This is a genomic window from Dorea longicatena (genome assembly GCF_024168045.1).
Classification (GTDB): Bacteria; Bacillota; Clostridia; order Lachnospirales; family Lachnospiraceae; genus Dorea_A.
In genome coordinates this window covers 1,797,155-1,813,428 of record NZ_CP100126.1, presented here as the reverse complement: position 1 = coordinate 1,813,428, position 16,274 = coordinate 1,797,155, and the positions used below count along the sequence as shown (strand labels likewise).

Here is a 16,274-nt window from a genome sequence, read left to right as displayed (position 1 = left end):
TTTTGTTTTTCTTTAGAATTTTCTGAAGTCACCCTTAAGAAATACCGGATAGGATGATAATAACAGAGGAAAAAGCTGGAATCAGGAAAAGGATGAAAAATGTGATGGAGATGAATCATGTACTGGTCGTAGAAGACGACAAGGAAATCAGGGAAGGCGTGGAGATATATCTGAAGAGTCAGGGCTATGAAGTATTTCAGGCGGCTGATGGTGCAGAAGGACTGGATGTTATAGAAAGGGAAGATATTCATCTGGCAATCGTGGATATCATGATGCCGGTAATGGATGGAATCTCTATGGTCGTAAAACTCAGGGAGAAGTATGATTTCCCGGTGATTTTTCTTTCTGCAAAATCAGAAGAAGTGGATAAGATCATGGGATTGAATATGGGGGCTGACGATTATGTGACAAAGCCATTTACTCCGATGGAACTGCTTGCCAGAGTCAATTCGCAGCTTCGCAGATACCGCAGGTTTATGGAACGGCTGGAGGATAAGAACGAAAATTCCAGGATCCATACGATAGGCGGACTGGAGATCAATGAGGATAATGTAGAAGTGACCGTTGACGGCGAACCGGTAAAGATGACTCCGATCGAGTACAAGATCCTGCTGCTTCTGATGAAGAATCCGGGACGGGTGTTCTCTGCGGAGGAGATCTATGAGCGGGTATGGAATGAACGTGCGATTAACACCGATACGATCATGGTGCACGTCAGAAATATCCGTGAAAAGATAGAAGTAAATCCAAGAGAACCAAAATACTTAAAGGTGGTGTGGGGCGTTGGATACAAAATTGAAAAACAGGCGTAAACTGGGACTTTTTCTTGCTGCTGTGACGATACTTGGAGCAGCGTTTTTCATGATATATAATTATCATACGATATATAGAAAAGCAGTCAGTGAAGCGCAGAAGACTTATACAACTTCACTTTCAGACAGGGAATATCTGGAAAGCTTTCTGGAATTCAGTTATGTCCTTTATAATCAGGAGATATCATCCAAGACAGGAGAAGCAAAAATGTCTCAGGAGGAGATCAGTGATGCTGCAGAAGTATGGATGGAGGATTATGAAGCGTTATATCCATATCTGGATTATAGGATTGAGGATGGATCAGGGGCAGTCCTGGGACGAAGTACAGCGAATACCGGAAAGGGTCTGGCAGATGACAGTTTCAAAGAATATGCATTTGGTATGGTACTGACTTATGATGAACACGGAGATCTGGATGTAAAAGTTGTAAAGAGCAGTGAAAAGACAACGCAGAGTATTGCTCTCAGAAAGATTATAGATAACTGGAGTGAGACGGTTGAGGATGCCACCGGCGGCAAATTGAAGACGCCGAAGAACCGTACATATATCTATGGAATGAAGAAAAACGGAATTGAACAATATCTGAACCAATGGTACTGGTTCGGGGATGAAGCGCCGAATGATGCATGGTATATGATGCTTGCCTGCATGGCAGCGGTAGGTGTGGCAGCATGGATTCTTGCACAAAGTGATACGCTGGGGATTGGCGGCAGAAAGCTTTTTCAACAGCCGTTTGAGATTGTTTTTATCGTTGCGGTAACAGGACTGGGACTTTTGGACAATAAGCTGAACTGGATTGTAACAAGGACGAAGGGAAGGCCCGGGGCGATGGATGCCGCAATCTGGATTGCAGCATTTGCTGTCACATACTGGGCAGCAAGCTGTGTCAGTGAAATACAGAAGACTGGTGTCAGAAAGTATGTTACAGAGCGGACGCTGTTGTGGCGTATGTGGAAAACGCTGAGGAAAGAAGCTCCGGCAGCAGCGGAAAGAGTCGGACGAGACAGCGGAAGATTGTACCGGAAAGTGAAAGAAATGGCACACAGGCTGTATCAGACCATTACAGATATCGACTTTACAGACAAAAGCAGTAAGGCAATTCTGAGGATTGTGCTTGTGAACTTTATCATTCTGGCAGTGACGAGTATTTTCTGGTTTTATGGAATTATGGCACTGATCATATATTCGGTAATTCTATACTTTATTTTGAAGAAATATTTTAATGAAATAAAGAAAAACTATCACAGACTGTTAGAAGCGACAAATGAGATTGCCGATGGAAATCTGGATGTGGAGATTGATGAAAATCTGGGGGTGTTCGAGCCGTTTAAAGAAGAGATTGAGAAGATACAGACCGGATTCAAGAAAGCGGTAGATGAAGAAGTGAAAAGCCAGCGGATGAAGACCGAACTGGTGACGAATGTTTCGCATGACCTGAAGACTCCATTGACTGCGATTATCACCTATGTGAATCTGCTGAAGATGGAACATGATCCGGAAAGACAGAAAGAATACATTGATGTACTGGATAGAAAATCACTCCGGTTAAAAGCATTGATTGAAGATTTGTTTGAAATCAGTAAAGCGAGCAGCCGTTCGGTGAACCTGAATATTATCGAGATGGATATTGTGAATCTTTTTAAACAGGTGAAATTAGAAATGGAAGAAAAGATTACAGAAGCGAATCTGGATTTCCGTCTGGATATTCCGGAGGAGAAAGTGATCGTGGCGCTGGATGGACAGAAGACATACCGGATATTCGAGAATCTGATCGGAAATGCAGTGAAATATGCAATGCCTCATACAAGAGTTTACGTGAAGATTGCTGCGGAAGAGGGTGAGGCGGTATTCCGGATGAAGAATGTATCGGCCACCGAGCTTACATTTAATCCGGAAGAGATTACGGAGCGTTTTGTCAGAGGCGATTCGGCAAGAAATACCGAAGGATCCGGACTCGGACTTGCAATTGTTAAGAGCTTTGTGGAAATTCAGAAAGGAAAGTTCTGGATCGAGACGGAAGCAGATCTTTTTAAAGCAGAGATCCGATGGAAACTGGTTGACAAAAAAGATGATATCGCATAATATATATTCTATATGAGAAAGACTTTGAACGGAAAGAGTAGCAGATGTGTTGTGTCGAAAGAGAGAAACTGTCACCGGCTGAAAGCAGTTTCCGATTACAGTTTTTGTGAAGTGCGTCCGGGAGTCGGTCCGGTGAGAAAGAAGGATAACATCATAGCCGGATCCGGGATTACACACGTTACGTGTACTGAGAGAAGAATGCGGGTAATAGAACTGTATTCTTTAAAAAGAGTGGAACCGCGGATATACTTCGTCTCTTGTGTAAAGCAGGAGACGGAGTTTTTTTGTACCAAAGCATACAGAACAGGCGGTAAACTTATAAAAAGGAGAGATCATAGATGGGCATCATATCATATGTCAATGAAGAAATTCAGGTGATACGGGAACGGGATCCTGCGATCAAGTCGAATATGGAAGTATTCCTGTATTCTAGTTTCAAAGCAATTCTTCATTACAGAATCGCACATAAGCTCTATCTGAAGAAACATTATTTTCTTGCCAGATGGGTATCGCAACGGGCAGTAAGAAAGACCGGAATCGAGATCCATCCGGGGGCAACAATAGGAAAAGGATTATTTATCGACCACGGAAGCGGAGTGATCATCGGAGAGACTGCGGAACTGGGAGATAATATTACCTTGTATCAAGGAGTCACACTTGGAGGAACCGGAAAAGAACAAGGCAAGAGACATCCGACCCTGAGAGATAACGTTATGGTGAGTGCAGGAGCAAAGGTTCTTGGTTCATTTACCATCGGAGAAAATTCCAAGATTGGAGCGGGATCGGTAGTATTGGAAGAAGTACCGCCGAATTGTACAGTTGTAGGTGTGCCGGGCAGAGTGGTTAAGATGAATGATGAGAAGATACCGAGACTCGATATGGATCAGGTGCATCTGCCGGATCCGATTTCAAATGATATCAGAGAACTGCAGGCAGATAATATAAGAATGCACAGACAGATCCAGGAGATGGAGAAACGCATGCAATGTTTAAAAGAGAATCCGATACCGGAAGAAAAAGAGGAGGAGAACGCGAAAAATGAAGATTTTTAATACAATGACAAAGAAAAAAGAAGAATTTATACCTTTGGAAGAAGGAAAGGTAAAGATGTATGTATGCGGGCCTACCGTATATAACTTTATCCATATTGGAAATGCCAGACCAATGATCGTATTCGACACGGTCAGGAGATATTTTGAATACAAAGGATATGATGTGAATTATGTATCCAACTTTACAGACGTAGACGATAAGATCATCAAAAAAGCCATCGAAGAAGGGGTGACAGCCGATGAGATTTCCAAACGTTACATTGCAGAGTGTAAAAAAGATATGGACGGTATGAATATCAAACCGGCAACCAAGAATCCGCTTGCGACGGAAGAAATCTGCGGTATGGTAGATATGATCCAGACGTTGATTGATAAAGGATTTGCATATGAGAAGAATGGTACCGTATATTACAGTACAAGAAAGTTCAAAGATTACGGTAAGCTTTCGCACAAGAATTTGGATGATCTTCGTTCGGGTGAACGTTCCCTTCTGGTATCCGGAGAAGATGAGAAAGAAGATCCACTGGATTTTGTACTTTGGAAACCGAAGAAAGAAGGAGAGCCTGCATGGGAGTCTCCGTGGAGCGAAGGACGTCCGGGATGGCACATCGAGTGCTCAGAGATGTCTAAGAAATATCTCGGAGAGCAGATCGACATTCATGCCGGCGGAGAAGATCTTGTATTCCCACATCATGAAAATGAGATCGCACAGAGCGAAGCTGCCAATGGCAAGGAATTTGCAAAATACTGGATGCACAATGCATTCCTTAATATTGATAACAGGAAGATGAGTAAGTCGCTTGGCAATTTCCGTACGGTACGTGAGATCAGCGAACAGTATGATCTGCAGGTACTGCGTTTCTTCATGCTGAGTGCACACTATAGAAGCCCGCTGAACTTCAGCGCAGACCTGATGGAAGCATCCAAGAATGGTCTGGAGCGTATCGTGAACGCAGCAGACAACCTGAAATTCCTTATGGAAAATGCAAAAACAGAAGCAATCACAGATGCAGAAGCAGAAAACTTTGCAAAAACAGAAGAGTTTGTTGCAGGATTTGAAAAGGCAATGGACGATGACTTCAATACAGCAGATGCCGTTGCAGCAATCTTTGACCTTGTAAAATATATCAATACAACAACCGATGCAGAAAGTTCCAAAGAATATCTTCAGAAATTATTCGATTTGCTTGTGAAGTTAACAGGAGTTCTGGGACTGATCGTAGATAAGAAAGAAGAGATCCTGGACGAAGACATCGAGAAACTGATCGAGGAGCGTCAGGCAGCACGTAAGGCTAAAGACTTTGCAAGAGCCGATGCAATCCGTGATGAACTGTTAGAGAAGGGTATCATCTTAAAGGATACCAGAGAAGGAGTACAATGGAAAAGAGCGTAGAGTGGGGATTTGACACTTATATGCAGGAGATTTTCCAGATGAAAGAGGTGGATATTAAAGAATATTCACCTCTTACTTTGGCATATATCGGAGACTGCATTTATGATCTGATCATTAAATCCCTGGTGATCAATGAAGGAAACCGTCAGGTACAGAAGCTGCACCAGAAGACCAGCTCTTATGTCCAGGCGTCCGCACAGTCGAAAATGATGCGTACGATGCAGGAACACCTGACAGAAGAAGAACATGCTGTCTATAAAAGAGGCCGCAATGCCAAGAGCGTGTCGCCGGCGAAGAACCAGTCGATTACAGATTACAGACGTGCGACGGGATTTGAAGCTCTGCTTGGATATCTATATCTGAAAAAAGAGTGGAAAAGAATGCTGGAACTGGTTAAAATAGGTCTGGACAGTATCAAAGAACAATAAGGAGTGTCGAATATGAGTCACGATAAGAATGTAAATGAAAGTATCATAGAAGGAAGAAATGCCGTTATGGAAGCATTTCGTTCCGGAAAACCGGTAGACAAGCTGTATGTACTGGATGGATGTCAGGATGGTGCGGTGAGATCCATCATCCGTGAGGCAAGAAAGCATGACACGATATTGAATTTCGTGGAAAAAGACCGTCTGAACCAGTTGTCGGAGACCGGTAAACACCAGGGAGTGATCGCAAGTGTTGCTGCATATGAGTATGCAGAGGTAGAAGATATGTTAAAGCTTGCAGAAGAAAAGGGAGAAGATCCGTTTCTGATCATTCTGGATAATATCGAAGATCCGCACAATCTCGGTGCGATCATCCGTACTGCGAACCAGGCAGGGGCACATGGTGTGATCATACCAAAGAGACGCGCAGTCGGACTGACGGCAACCGTAGCAAGAACTTCCGCAGGGGCCCTGAATTATACGCCGGTTGCAAAAGTAACAAATCTGGTAAAGACGATGGAAGATTTGAAGAAAAAAGGTCTGTGGTTCGTATGTGCCGATATGGACGGGGATGTCATGTATGATGTCAATATGAAAGGACCGATCGGACTCGTAATTGGTAATGAAGGCGAAGGTGTGGGACGTCTGGTAAAAGACACCTGTGACTTTACTGCAAAAATTCCGATGAAGGGGGATATCGATTCCCTGAATGCATCGGTGGCAGCGGGCGTCCTTGCATATGAGATTGTGAGACAGAGGAGTGTATGACAGAGTATAAAAAATTAACAGATGAAGAACTGATCCGCAGACTCCGGATGGGAGAAACGGGAATTATCGATTATCTGATGGAAAAATATAAGAATCTGGTCAGAAAAGAAGCCAATGCAATGTATCTGCTCGGCGGTGAGACGGATGATCTGATCCAGGAGGGGATGATCGGACTTTTTAAAGCAGTTCAGGACTACGATGTGGATCAGGAAGCATCCTTCTTCAGCTTTGCAAGACTATGTGTGACAAGACAGTTGTATTCGGCAATTGAAGCTTCAAACAGAAAGAAACACAGTCCGCTCAACAGTTATATTTCCCTGTATGAAAGAGAAGACGGGGAAAACTCGTTGATCGATACAATGGAATCCGGACATGAGACGAATCCGGAAGAACTGCTTGTCAGTCAGGAACGTGCGAAGACGTTGGAAGAACGTCTGGAAAAAGAATTAAGTGAACTGGAGCGCAGAGTTCTGTATCTTCATCTGATGGGAACGGATTATAAGACGATCGCAAAGCTTCTGGACCGGAGTCCAAAGACGATTGATAATGCACTTCAGAGAATCAAGGGAAAGATGCAGAAGATTCTGGAAAAGGAAAAATAAATCTAAAGAGGATATAAATATCGGCTGAATTTGTAATTGTAAAAAAATCCCGTAAAACAATCATTTGAAAGTTTTACGGGACTTCTCTTGTAAGCTGCCTAGCGGAATCGAACCGCCGACCTCCGCCTTACCAAGGCGACGCTCTACCGACTGAGCCAAGGCAGCATGCATAAGTGATATGCAACGTTGATACTATACACTGAAAGGAGTGCATTTGTCAATATATTTTCGTGATATTAATTGAAAATCGTGAAAAATCCTGCGAAAATCTGGAATATGAAAAGAAATGGTAATAGAGAGGAAGAAGAAAATGAAAAAGATGAAAACAATGACCGAAGGAGTGATTTGGAAAGAAATATTATTCTTTGCAATTCCACTGATTCTGGGGAATCTGTTTCAGCAGCTGTATAATACGGTGGATTCGATTATTGTCGGCAACTATGTGGGAAGTAACGCACTGGCAGCAGTCGGATCCAGCGGTGCGATCATTAACTTGCTGATCGGTTTCTGCATAGGAGCATCGACTGGTGCAGGTGTTGTAATCTCGCAGTTTTATGGGGCCAAAAATACAGAAGGCGTGAGGAAGGCCGTACATACTACGATGGCGATCGCGCTGGTAGCAGGAGTGCTTCTGACTGTAATCGGAATTACAGTGACACCATCGATGCTGCGCCTGATGGGAACACCGGACAAGGTATTTGAACAGTCGGTAATCTATCTGCAGGTATATTTTGGCGGAAGTTTATTTTCGGTAGTTTACAATATGTCGGCAGGTATTCTGAATGCGGTGGGGAATTCGAGGCGATCCCTGGTTTATCTGATGATCGCGGCAATTTCGAACATATTTCTGGATCTGATCATGGTTGTCGGATTGAAACTCGGAATAGTGGGTGCTGCATTGGCTACGGATATCAGTCAGCTGATTTCGTGCATTTTTATATGGGGATTTCTGATCAGAAGTGAAGATGTATATAAGTTGAAGATTAAGGAGATCCGATGCTATGATCATCTGCTTTCGAAGATCATCCGCATCGGAATCCCGACAGGAATCCAGAATATTGTAATTTCGCTTTCAAACCTGATCGTGCAGGCAAGTGTGAATAGTTTTGGAGCGACAGTTATGGCCGGTTTTGCAGCTTATATAAAAATCGATGGATTTAATATCCTGCCGGTACTGAGTATCAGTATGGCGGCAACTACATTTGCCGGACAGAATATTGGTGCAGGGAAAGCAGACAGGGTCAGAAAAGGAATGTACATATCCACAGCAATGGGTGCCGGGTATTCTGTGATAACCGGAATTGTGCTGCTGATATTCGCTCCGCAGGTAATCGGAGTCTTTACGACGAACCATAAGGTGGTGGAATATGGTGTATATATTATGAAATATTTCTGCCCGTTTTACTGGATGCTTGGAATCCTGCATGTGCTTGGCGGAACGATCAGAGGAACCGGCAAGACGATGCAGGCCATGATTGTATTTCTGGTATCATTATGCGGATTCCGTGTGATGTGGATTGCAGGAACCATGGCATGGGCAAAGAGTCTCGGCCATGTGATGATGTGCTATCCGACCTCATGGCTTTTGGGCATGCTTTTGATGATTCTGTATGTCTGGAAAGGAAACTGGATGGTTTTAAGGACGGAAAAGATATAGACAAATGCAAAAAAAGTTTGAAGATAAAAAGATGTCTTCAAACTTTTTTTGACCTATAGCTGATCTTTTTCGAAGAAATCAGACACATAAAGGTCTAAAAAATAAAAAAAGAAGGTTTTTGGTATCGAAATCATTGACAAACGACATGTTGTGATTTATTTTTTAGATAGAGCCAAAAAAGGGAGATTATTTATGAATAGGAATATTATGATACAGACACTCAGAAGATTTAAAGTCACATCAGGATATAAAGGATACTATTATCTGTTGGATGCTGCAGATATCATCAGTGGATTCCATACAAAAGAAAAGCCGTTTGCGACACAGAATGATATATATATCCCGATAGGAGAAAAACACGAAACCAGTTTTTATAATGTGGAACGCGGGATACGTGTAGTCGTTGATAAGTGTTGGAAAGAAGATAAAGAACTTATGATGGAGATCCTTGGTTACCATGCGATCAAGTGTCCAAGTAATTCTGAATTTCTGGATGCATTTACATTTTTCTGCGAAAACCGGTAAAAGAGGTATCTTCCCTTGTTTCATCATATTTTTTATGATAAGATAATGAGCATAATGTATAGTTAAAACCTAAGGAGGACACCATGGGAGAAGAAACAACAGTTTCCAAAAATTTTATTGAACAGGAAATAGATAAAGATCTTGCAGAAGGAGTATACAGCGAAGTATGTACGAGATTTCCGCCGGAACCGAACGGATATCTGCATATCGGACATGCGAAGTCGATTCTTCTGAATTCAGGACTTGCAAAGAAATATAACGGAACCTTTCATTTAAGATTTGACGATACGAACCCGATGAAAGAAGATATGGAATTCGTAGAGTCCATCAAAGAAGATGTAAAATGGCTGGGTGCCGACTGGGGAGATCATCTTTATTTTGCATCAGACTATTTTGACCAGATGTATGAGTGTGCAGTAAAGCTGATCAAAAAAGGAAAGGCATTCGTCTGTGACCTGACAGCGGAAGAAATGCGTGAATACCGCGGAACCCTGACAGAGCCTGGAAAGAACAGTCCGTATCGTGACCGTCCGATAGAAGAGAATTTAAGACTTTTCGAAGAGATGAAAGACGGAAAGTATCAGGATGGAGAGAAAGTTCTGCGTGCAAAGATTGATATGGCATCGCCGAATATCAACATGCGTGATCCGATCATCTACCGTGTGGCGCATATGACACATCACAATACAGGAGATAAATGGTGTATTTATCCAATGTATGATTTTGCACATCCGATCGAAGATGCGATCGAGCACATTACACATTCTATCTGTACACTGGAATTTGAAGACCACAGACCATTATATGACTGGGTTGTAAAAGAGTGTGAATTTGATCCGGCACCGAGACAGATTGAATTCTCCAAGCTGTATCTGACGAATGTTGTTACAGGTAAGAGATACATCAAGAAGCTTGTTATGGATGGTATTGTAGACGGATGGGATGATCCGAGACTTGTATCGATCGCAGCTCTCAGAAGAAGAGGATTTACACCAGAATCCATTAAGATGTTCGTTGAAATGTGCGGAGTATCCAAGAGCCAGAGCTCTGTGGATTATGCAATGCTGGAGTATTGTATCCGTGAAGATCTGAAGATGAAGAAGCCTCGTATGATGGCAGTCCTGGATCCGATCAAACTGGTGATCGACAACTATCCGGAAGGAGAAGTGGAATATCTGGATGTAGAGAACAATCTGGAGAATCCGGAACTTGGTGTGAGAAAAGTGCCGTTTGGACGTGAACTTTACATTGAGCGTAATGATTTTATGATTGATCCTCCGAAGAAGTATTTCCGCCTTTTCCCTGGAAACGAAGTACGTCTGATGCATGCATATTTTGTAAAATGTGTCAGCTATGAGACGGATGCAGAAGGAAATGTAACGGTGGTACATTGTACGTATGATCCGGAGACAAAATGCGGAACCGGGTTTACCGGACGTAAGGTAAAAGGAACGATCCACTGGGTAAGTGCACCACAGGCTAAGAAAGCAGAAGTTAGATTATATGAGAACCTGATCGATGAAGAGAAGGGAGTATATAATAAAGAAGATGGATCGCTGAACCTGAACCCGGATTCCTTACAGATTTTAAAAGAGTGCTATGTGGAAGACAGCTTTAACGAAGCAGGTCCGTGTGACAGCTTCCAGTTTGTAAGAAATGGATATTTCTGTATTGATTCGAAAGACTCCACACCGGAAAATCTGGTGTTTAACCGTATTGTATCTCTGAAGAGTTCTTTTAAACTGCCAAAGAAATAAACGGGTGCAAAATAAAAAAATGAATGAATTAACGATAAATCTTAACAGTCGTTCGAAGAAGCCGCTGTATGAGCAGATTTATGATCATATCAAGTCTGATATCCAGAACGGGAGACTCCGCTATGGGGAGAAACTCCCGTCTACCAGGGCTTTGTCCAAGCATCTGGAAGTCAGCCGCAGTACGGTTGAACTGGCATATGAACAGTTATTATCAGAAGGATATATCGAGTCTGCGCCATACCGCGGTTTTTTTGTGGCTCAGATTGATGAATTATACCAACTGAAAAAAGAAGAAAAAAAGCCGGAACCTAAGAGAGAAAAGAAAAGAATATACCGCTATGATTTCACACCGAACGGAGTAGATCTTAACAGTTTTCCATATAATGTCTGGAGAAAACTTTCGAAAGACATTTTGCTGGATGACAGGACGGAGTTGTTCCGCTCAGGAGATCCGCAAGGTGAATATGGATTCCGGGGAGCCATTTGCAATTATCTGTATCAGGCACGAGGCGTGGACTGTTCTCCGGAGCAGATCGTGATCGGAGCGGGAAGTGATTATATTCTGATACTGCTTAGTATGATTCTTGGAAAAGAACATACTATTGCATTTGAAGATCCTACATATAAGCAGGCATATAGAGTGATTCAGACACTTGGATATGAGACTGTGCCGGTTACAATGGATCACAATGGAATGAGAATATCAGAGCTGGAAGATTCAGAGGCAGATATTGCATATGTCACACCGTCGCATCAGTATCCGACAGGAATCGTTATGCCGATCAAAAGAAGAATGGAGCTTCTGAAGTGGGCATACGGGAAGGAAGGCAGATATATCATAGAAGACGACTATGACAGTGAATTCCGCTACAAAGGGAAACCGATCCCGGCTCTGCAAGGATATGATGCAGAAGATAAAGTTATCTATCTGGGAACTTTTTCAAAATCCATTGCACCGGCTATTCGTCTGAGTTATATGGTACTGCCGAAATCGCTCCTGGATGTGTATCGGACAAATGTGAACTTTATCAACTCGACCGTTTCAAAGGTGGATCAGATGATCGTACAACATTTTATCGAAGATGGTTATTACGAACGTCATTTGAATAAGACAAGAGCTCTGTATAAAAACAGGCATGATGTTCTGATCGATGCACTGAAGCCTCTGGCAGATATCTGTGCGATATCGGGAGAGCATGCGGGAGTACATATCCTGCTGACATTCGAAAAGAGATGGAACGAAAATGAGCTGATCGAACGGGCAAAAAAAGAGGATATCCGTGTATATGGACTTTCGGATTACAGGATCAGGAAAGATACAGATGAGCGGGCAACGATTCTTCTGGGATATGCAAATATGAATGAAGAGGATATCAAAGAAGCAGTGGGAATTTTGAATAGGTGTTGGAGAAGATAAAAGAGCAGTAAGCAATGTAAAATAAGAAAATAATTTACATTGTTTACCGCTCTTTTGTATAGCTGCAGTCTGAATTCAGTCTGTGTCAGCAGAACTAATCTTCTTTCCCTTCGTGAGCATCCGCATCCAGAGTATCTTCGCCGGTCTCTGTTTCTTCTGCATCGTCTGCTTCTTCCGGAGAAGCTTTTCCTGCGTTCAGATCAACGTATCCCCGGTCGACCGGTTGAAGATCATTGTCAAGATCGAAGTCTTCATCTTCAAAATCATCGTTGAAATCTTCATCCACATCTTTTTTAGATTTTTTAAAATAATAAACAAGACCTGCAGCGGCACTGCCGATTGCAGCAAGACCCAATAATTTTTTCATCCATTTTGCCATGATTGTATGACTCCTTTCCATTCTTTTCCTTATCATAGCACATATTATATGTATTTTTCTATTAAATTAAAATAAATTATCTGCAAGTTGAGAAGAAAATGAAAATATGATACACTGTATAACATATCCTGGCGGTACGGAGCCTGAGAAAACGGAGTAAGATATTAGGAACAAAGTGGATGTACAGCCCTGGATAAAGGAGAGAAAAAGTATGAAAGAACAAAGCACAAAGGCTGTTGCAAAGAAGAAATTCTTTAAAATGGTATTCAGCCGTGCCGGAATTTTTGTGATACTGATATTGGTACAGATGCTGATTTTTCTGGGCATTCCATACTATCTGAAAGAATATGCAACATTTATATACAGTGTGATGTCTCTGATGGAGATTATAGTTCTTGTGTATATTATTAATACAGAGGGAAATCCGGCGTTCAAGCTGTCATGGATTCTGTGTGTGATGGCAGTACCGGTTGTCGGGACGATATTTTACATCTATGTGCATCTGCAGCTGGAAACACGGTTTGTACAGAACCGCCTGGCGGCATTGCGTATGGAGACGGAACCTTACATGGATCAGGATCAGAAGATCACAGATGCACTCTGGGAGGGTAAATCTGCAAATGCGCAGCTGTCGTATTATTTGTCGCATCAACTGGGATTTCCGACTTACAGGAATACCGAAGCCGAATATTTTCCGGTTGGAGAAGCCAAATTCGCATCCATGATAAAAGAACTGGAAAAGGCGGAAAAGTTTATTTTCATGGAGTATTTCATCGTAGAAGAAGGTATCATGTGGAATACGATCCTTGAGATCCTGAAGCGGAAAGCAGCGGAAGGTGTGGAAGTCCGGTTCATGTATGACGGAATGTGTGCATTTGACCTGCTGCCGTACAGTTATCCGAAGAAACTTCAGAAATACGGTATCAACTGCAAGATGTCGAATAAGATCCGGCCATTTGTCTCGACGATACAGAACAACCGTGACCACAGAAAGATCTGCGTGATCGATGGACAGGTGGGATATGTAGGGGGTGTGAATCTTGCTGATGAGTATATCAATGAGAAGGAACGGTTCGGACACTGGAAGGATACGGCGGTACTGTTAAGAGGTGATGCTGTCCAGAGCCTGACGATGATATTTCTGCAGATGTGGGATGTGGATATGCGGGGCGTGGAGCCTTATGGAAAATATCTGACCAAAAAAGCGGATACATTGAATGAAAAACTGGGATATGTGATTCCATATGCAGACAGCCCGTTTGATCATGAAAATGTAGGAGAAGAAGTATATTTCCATATTTTGAACCATGCAAAAAAATATGTGCATATCATGACCCCGTATCTGATCTTGGACAATGAGATGCTTACTACACTGATCCGTGCAGCGAAGAGTGGTATTGAGGTGATCATCATCATGCCGCATATTCCGGATAAGTGGTATGCATTTGCTGTGGCAAAGACCTACTATAAGGAACTGATCGAGGGCGGGGTACAGATCTATGAGTATACACCTGGATTTGTACATGCAAAAATATTTGTATCCGATGATGATACGGCAACGGTAGGAAGTATCAATCTGGATTTCAGAAGCCTGTATCTGCATTTTGAGAATGGTGTGTTTATCTACGATAATCCTGAAGTGCAGAAAGTAGAAGAAGATTTTCAGAATACGTTGGCAAAATGTCATAAGGTTACAGTGACGGAAGTGAGAAACAGAGGAATTCTGATGAAGACGGCGGGACAGGTATTAAGACTGGTTGCGCCGCTAATGTAGAAAATACAGGAAATCCTGTGGATTTTATGTAAAAATATTGTTGAACCAAGGTGAAATGTATAGTATAATGCTTAGGGTGGTTTGATTAGATCCGCTAAAGAAGACTGATAAGTCATGTTAATATCGCAGGAGGAATGGATATGGTTAAAGCAGTAGTCGGTGCCAACTGGGGCGACGAAGGAAAAGGTAAGATTACAGATATGCTGGCTGAACAGGCTGATATCATCGTAAGATTCCAGGGAGGCGCGAATGCAGGTCATACAATTATCAATGATTATGGAAAGTTTGCATTACACACACTTCCATCAGGAGTATTTTACGATCATACGACAAGTATTATCGGAAACGGTGTAGCACTGGATGTGCCGGTATTATTTAAAGAAGTACAGTCTATCATCGATCAGGGAGTTCCGATGCCGAAGATTCTGGTATCTGACAGAGCTCAGATGGTAATGTCTTATCATAAGAATTTTGATGCATACGAAGAGGAAAGACTGGGAGGAAAATCTTTCGGTTCTACAAAATCAGGTATCGCACCATTCTACTCAGACAAATATGCAAAGATCGGATTCCAGGTCAGTGAGCTGTTTGATGATGAACTGTTAAAAGAAAAAGTTGTTCGCGTAGCAGAGCAGAAGAATGTATTACTGGAGCACCTTTATCATAAACCATTGATCAATCCTGATGATTTATATAATGAACTTCAAGAATATAAGAAGATGGTTGAACCATTCGTATGTGATACTTCTCTTTTCCTGAACAATGCGCTCAAAGAAGGAAAAGAAGTATTGTTAGAGGGACAGCTTGGATCACTGAAGGATCCGGATCATGGAATCTATCCAATGGTTACTTCATCTTCTACACTGGCAGGATATGGAGCGATTGGAGCAGGAATCCCTCCGTATGAGATCAAGAAGATCGTAACAGTATGTAAAGCATATTCAAGTGCAGTAGGAGCCGGAGCATTCGTAAGTGAGATCTTTGGTGACGAAGCAGACGAATTAAGACGCCGCGGTGGTGATGGCGGAGAATTCGGAGCAACAACCGGACGCCCGAGAAGAATGGGATGGTTCGACTGTGTCGCTTCCAAGTATGGATGCAGAATGCAGGGAGCAACAGATGTTGCATTTACAGTATTAGATGTACTTGGATATCTGGATGAGATCCCGGTATGTGTAGGATACGATATCGACGGAGAAGTAACAACAGAATTCCCAACGACACATCTGTTAGAGAAGGCAAAACCAGTTCTTAAGAAACTTCCGGGATGGAAATGTGACATTCGTGGAATTAAGAAATACGAAGACCTTCCGGAAAACTGCAGAAAATACATTGAGTTTGTAGAAGAGCAGATTGGATACCCGATTACAATGGTATCTAACGGACCAGAAAGACACGACATTATTTACAGAGAGTCAAAACTTTCAAAATAAGAGAGAGATGAAGACAGCAGCTATAAGATAAAAGTAGACTTATAGCTGCTGTTTTTTGAGTATTCATACATTCCGAAGAAACAGTCAGGGAGGGATTCTTCAGATCAGAGTTATGTTTTCCTTAAGAAATTTCTCATGCTTTATTTAGATTTCTGCCATAATGTTGCCACAAAATATGCATATAATAAGATCATCGT

Annotated in this window: 14 protein-coding genes, 1 tRNA gene and 1 other annotated feature; of the genes, 13 read left to right on the top strand and 2 right to left on the bottom strand. The window is 42.3% G+C overall.

Translation table 11 applies throughout. From position 1 onward, the window contains the following. Nucleotides 1-104: 104 nt before the first annotated feature. The 7 genes from NKF87_RS08615 (at nt 105) to sigH (ending at nt 7,135) form a co-directional block, all read left to right on the top strand. Nucleotides 105-812 carry a response regulator transcription factor gene (locus NKF87_RS08615; protein ID WP_055284154.1) on the top strand — a complete coding sequence of 236 codons (708 nt, stop codon included), beginning with the start codon at nt 105-107 and terminating at the stop codon, nt 810-812. Continuing rightward, on the top strand, nt 784-2,895 hold the full coding sequence (locus NKF87_RS08610) for a sensor histidine kinase (RefSeq protein ID WP_055284136.1): 2,112 nt from the start codon (nt 784-786) through the stop codon (nt 2,893-2,895). The genes NKF87_RS08615 and NKF87_RS08610 overlap by 29 nt, the downstream gene beginning before the upstream one ends. Nucleotides 2,896-2,910: 15 nt before the next feature. Further along, nucleotides 2,911-3,156: a binding site (T-box leader), on the top strand. Nucleotides 3,157-3,233: 77 nt separating this feature from the next. Next, a complete protein-coding gene (gene epsC / locus NKF87_RS08605; protein WP_028086017.1) occupies nt 3,234-3,947 on the top strand; it encodes a serine O-acetyltransferase EpsC in 714 nt (237 codons plus the stop codon). Then, the gene (gene cysS, locus NKF87_RS08600) at nt 3,934-5,340 is read left to right on the top strand and encodes a cysteine--tRNA ligase (RefSeq protein WP_117597823.1); all 1,407 of its coding nucleotides are present in this window, start codon (nt 3,934-3,936) and stop codon (nt 5,338-5,340) included. The genes epsC and cysS overlap by 14 nt, the downstream gene beginning before the upstream one ends. After that, on the top strand, nt 5,325-5,768 hold the full coding sequence (locus NKF87_RS08595; protein WP_117597824.1) for a Mini-ribonuclease 3: 444 nt from the start codon (nt 5,325-5,327) through the stop codon (nt 5,766-5,768). The genes cysS and NKF87_RS08595 overlap by 16 nt, the downstream gene beginning before the upstream one ends. Nucleotides 5,769-5,780: 12 nt before the next feature. Further along, nucleotides 5,781-6,533 carry a 23S rRNA (guanosine(2251)-2'-O)-methyltransferase RlmB gene (gene rlmB, locus NKF87_RS08590; protein ID WP_117597825.1) on the top strand — a complete coding sequence of 251 codons (753 nt, stop codon included), beginning with the start codon at nt 5,781-5,783 and terminating at the stop codon, nt 6,531-6,533. Beyond that, nucleotides 6,530-7,135 (top strand): RNA polymerase sporulation sigma factor SigH, encoded by a 606-nt coding sequence (sigH, locus tag NKF87_RS08585; protein ID WP_055284132.1) that lies wholly within the window; start codon nt 6,530-6,532, stop codon nt 7,133-7,135. The genes rlmB and sigH overlap by 4 nt, the downstream gene beginning before the upstream one ends. A gap of 92 nt (nt 7,136-7,227) precedes the next feature. Here sigH and NKF87_RS08580 read toward each other — a convergent pair. Continuing rightward, nucleotides 7,228-7,300 (bottom strand) — tRNA-Thr (locus tag NKF87_RS08580). A gap of 145 nt (nt 7,301-7,445) precedes the next feature. On the opposite strand from NKF87_RS08580, the gene NKF87_RS08575 reads away from it, so the two are divergent. The 4 genes from NKF87_RS08575 to NKF87_RS08560 all read left to right on the top strand — a co-directional run bounded on the left by NKF87_RS08575 (nt 7,446) and on the right by NKF87_RS08560 (nt 12,491). Beyond that, complete coding sequence (locus NKF87_RS08575) at nt 7,446-8,792, top strand: MATE family efflux transporter (protein ID WP_081021063.1); 1,347 nt, start codon at nt 7,446-7,448, stop codon at nt 8,790-8,792. Between the two features lie 192 nt (nt 8,793-8,984). Beyond that, the gene (locus NKF87_RS08570; protein ID WP_055284130.1) at nt 8,985-9,317 is read left to right on the top strand and encodes a sporulation initiation factor Spo0A C-terminal domain-containing protein; all 333 of its coding nucleotides are present in this window, start codon (nt 8,985-8,987) and stop codon (nt 9,315-9,317) included. A gap of 83 nt (nt 9,318-9,400) precedes the next feature. Next, nucleotides 9,401-11,074 (top strand): glutamine--tRNA ligase/YqeY domain fusion protein, encoded by a 1,674-nt coding sequence (locus NKF87_RS08565; protein ID WP_028086010.1) that lies wholly within the window; start codon nt 9,401-9,403, stop codon nt 11,072-11,074. A 19-nt stretch (nt 11,075-11,093) separates the two neighbouring features. After that, nucleotides 11,094-12,491 carry a PLP-dependent aminotransferase family protein gene (locus NKF87_RS08560; RefSeq protein WP_055284153.1) on the top strand — a complete coding sequence of 466 codons (1,398 nt, stop codon included), beginning with the start codon at nt 11,094-11,096 and terminating at the stop codon, nt 12,489-12,491. A gap of 94 nt (nt 12,492-12,585) precedes the next feature. Here NKF87_RS08560 and NKF87_RS08555 read toward each other — a convergent pair whose 3' ends face one another. Continuing rightward, nucleotides 12,586-12,870 carry a hypothetical protein gene (locus NKF87_RS08555; RefSeq protein WP_055284129.1) on the bottom strand — a complete coding sequence of 95 codons (285 nt, stop codon included), beginning with the start codon at nt 12,868-12,870 and terminating at the stop codon, nt 12,586-12,588. 211 nt (nt 12,871-13,081) lie between these two features. On the opposite strand from NKF87_RS08555, the gene cls reads away from it, so the two are divergent. Both cls and NKF87_RS08545 read left to right on the top strand, forming a co-directional pair. Continuing rightward, nucleotides 13,082-14,644 carry a cardiolipin synthase gene (cls, locus tag NKF87_RS08550; RefSeq protein WP_055284128.1) on the top strand — a complete coding sequence of 521 codons (1,563 nt, stop codon included), beginning with the start codon at nt 13,082-13,084 and terminating at the stop codon, nt 14,642-14,644. Between the two features lie 140 nt (nt 14,645-14,784). After that, a complete protein-coding gene (locus NKF87_RS08545; protein ID WP_055284127.1) occupies nt 14,785-16,077 on the top strand; it encodes an adenylosuccinate synthase in 1,293 nt (430 codons plus the stop codon). Nucleotides 16,078-16,274: the final 197 nt, after the last annotated feature.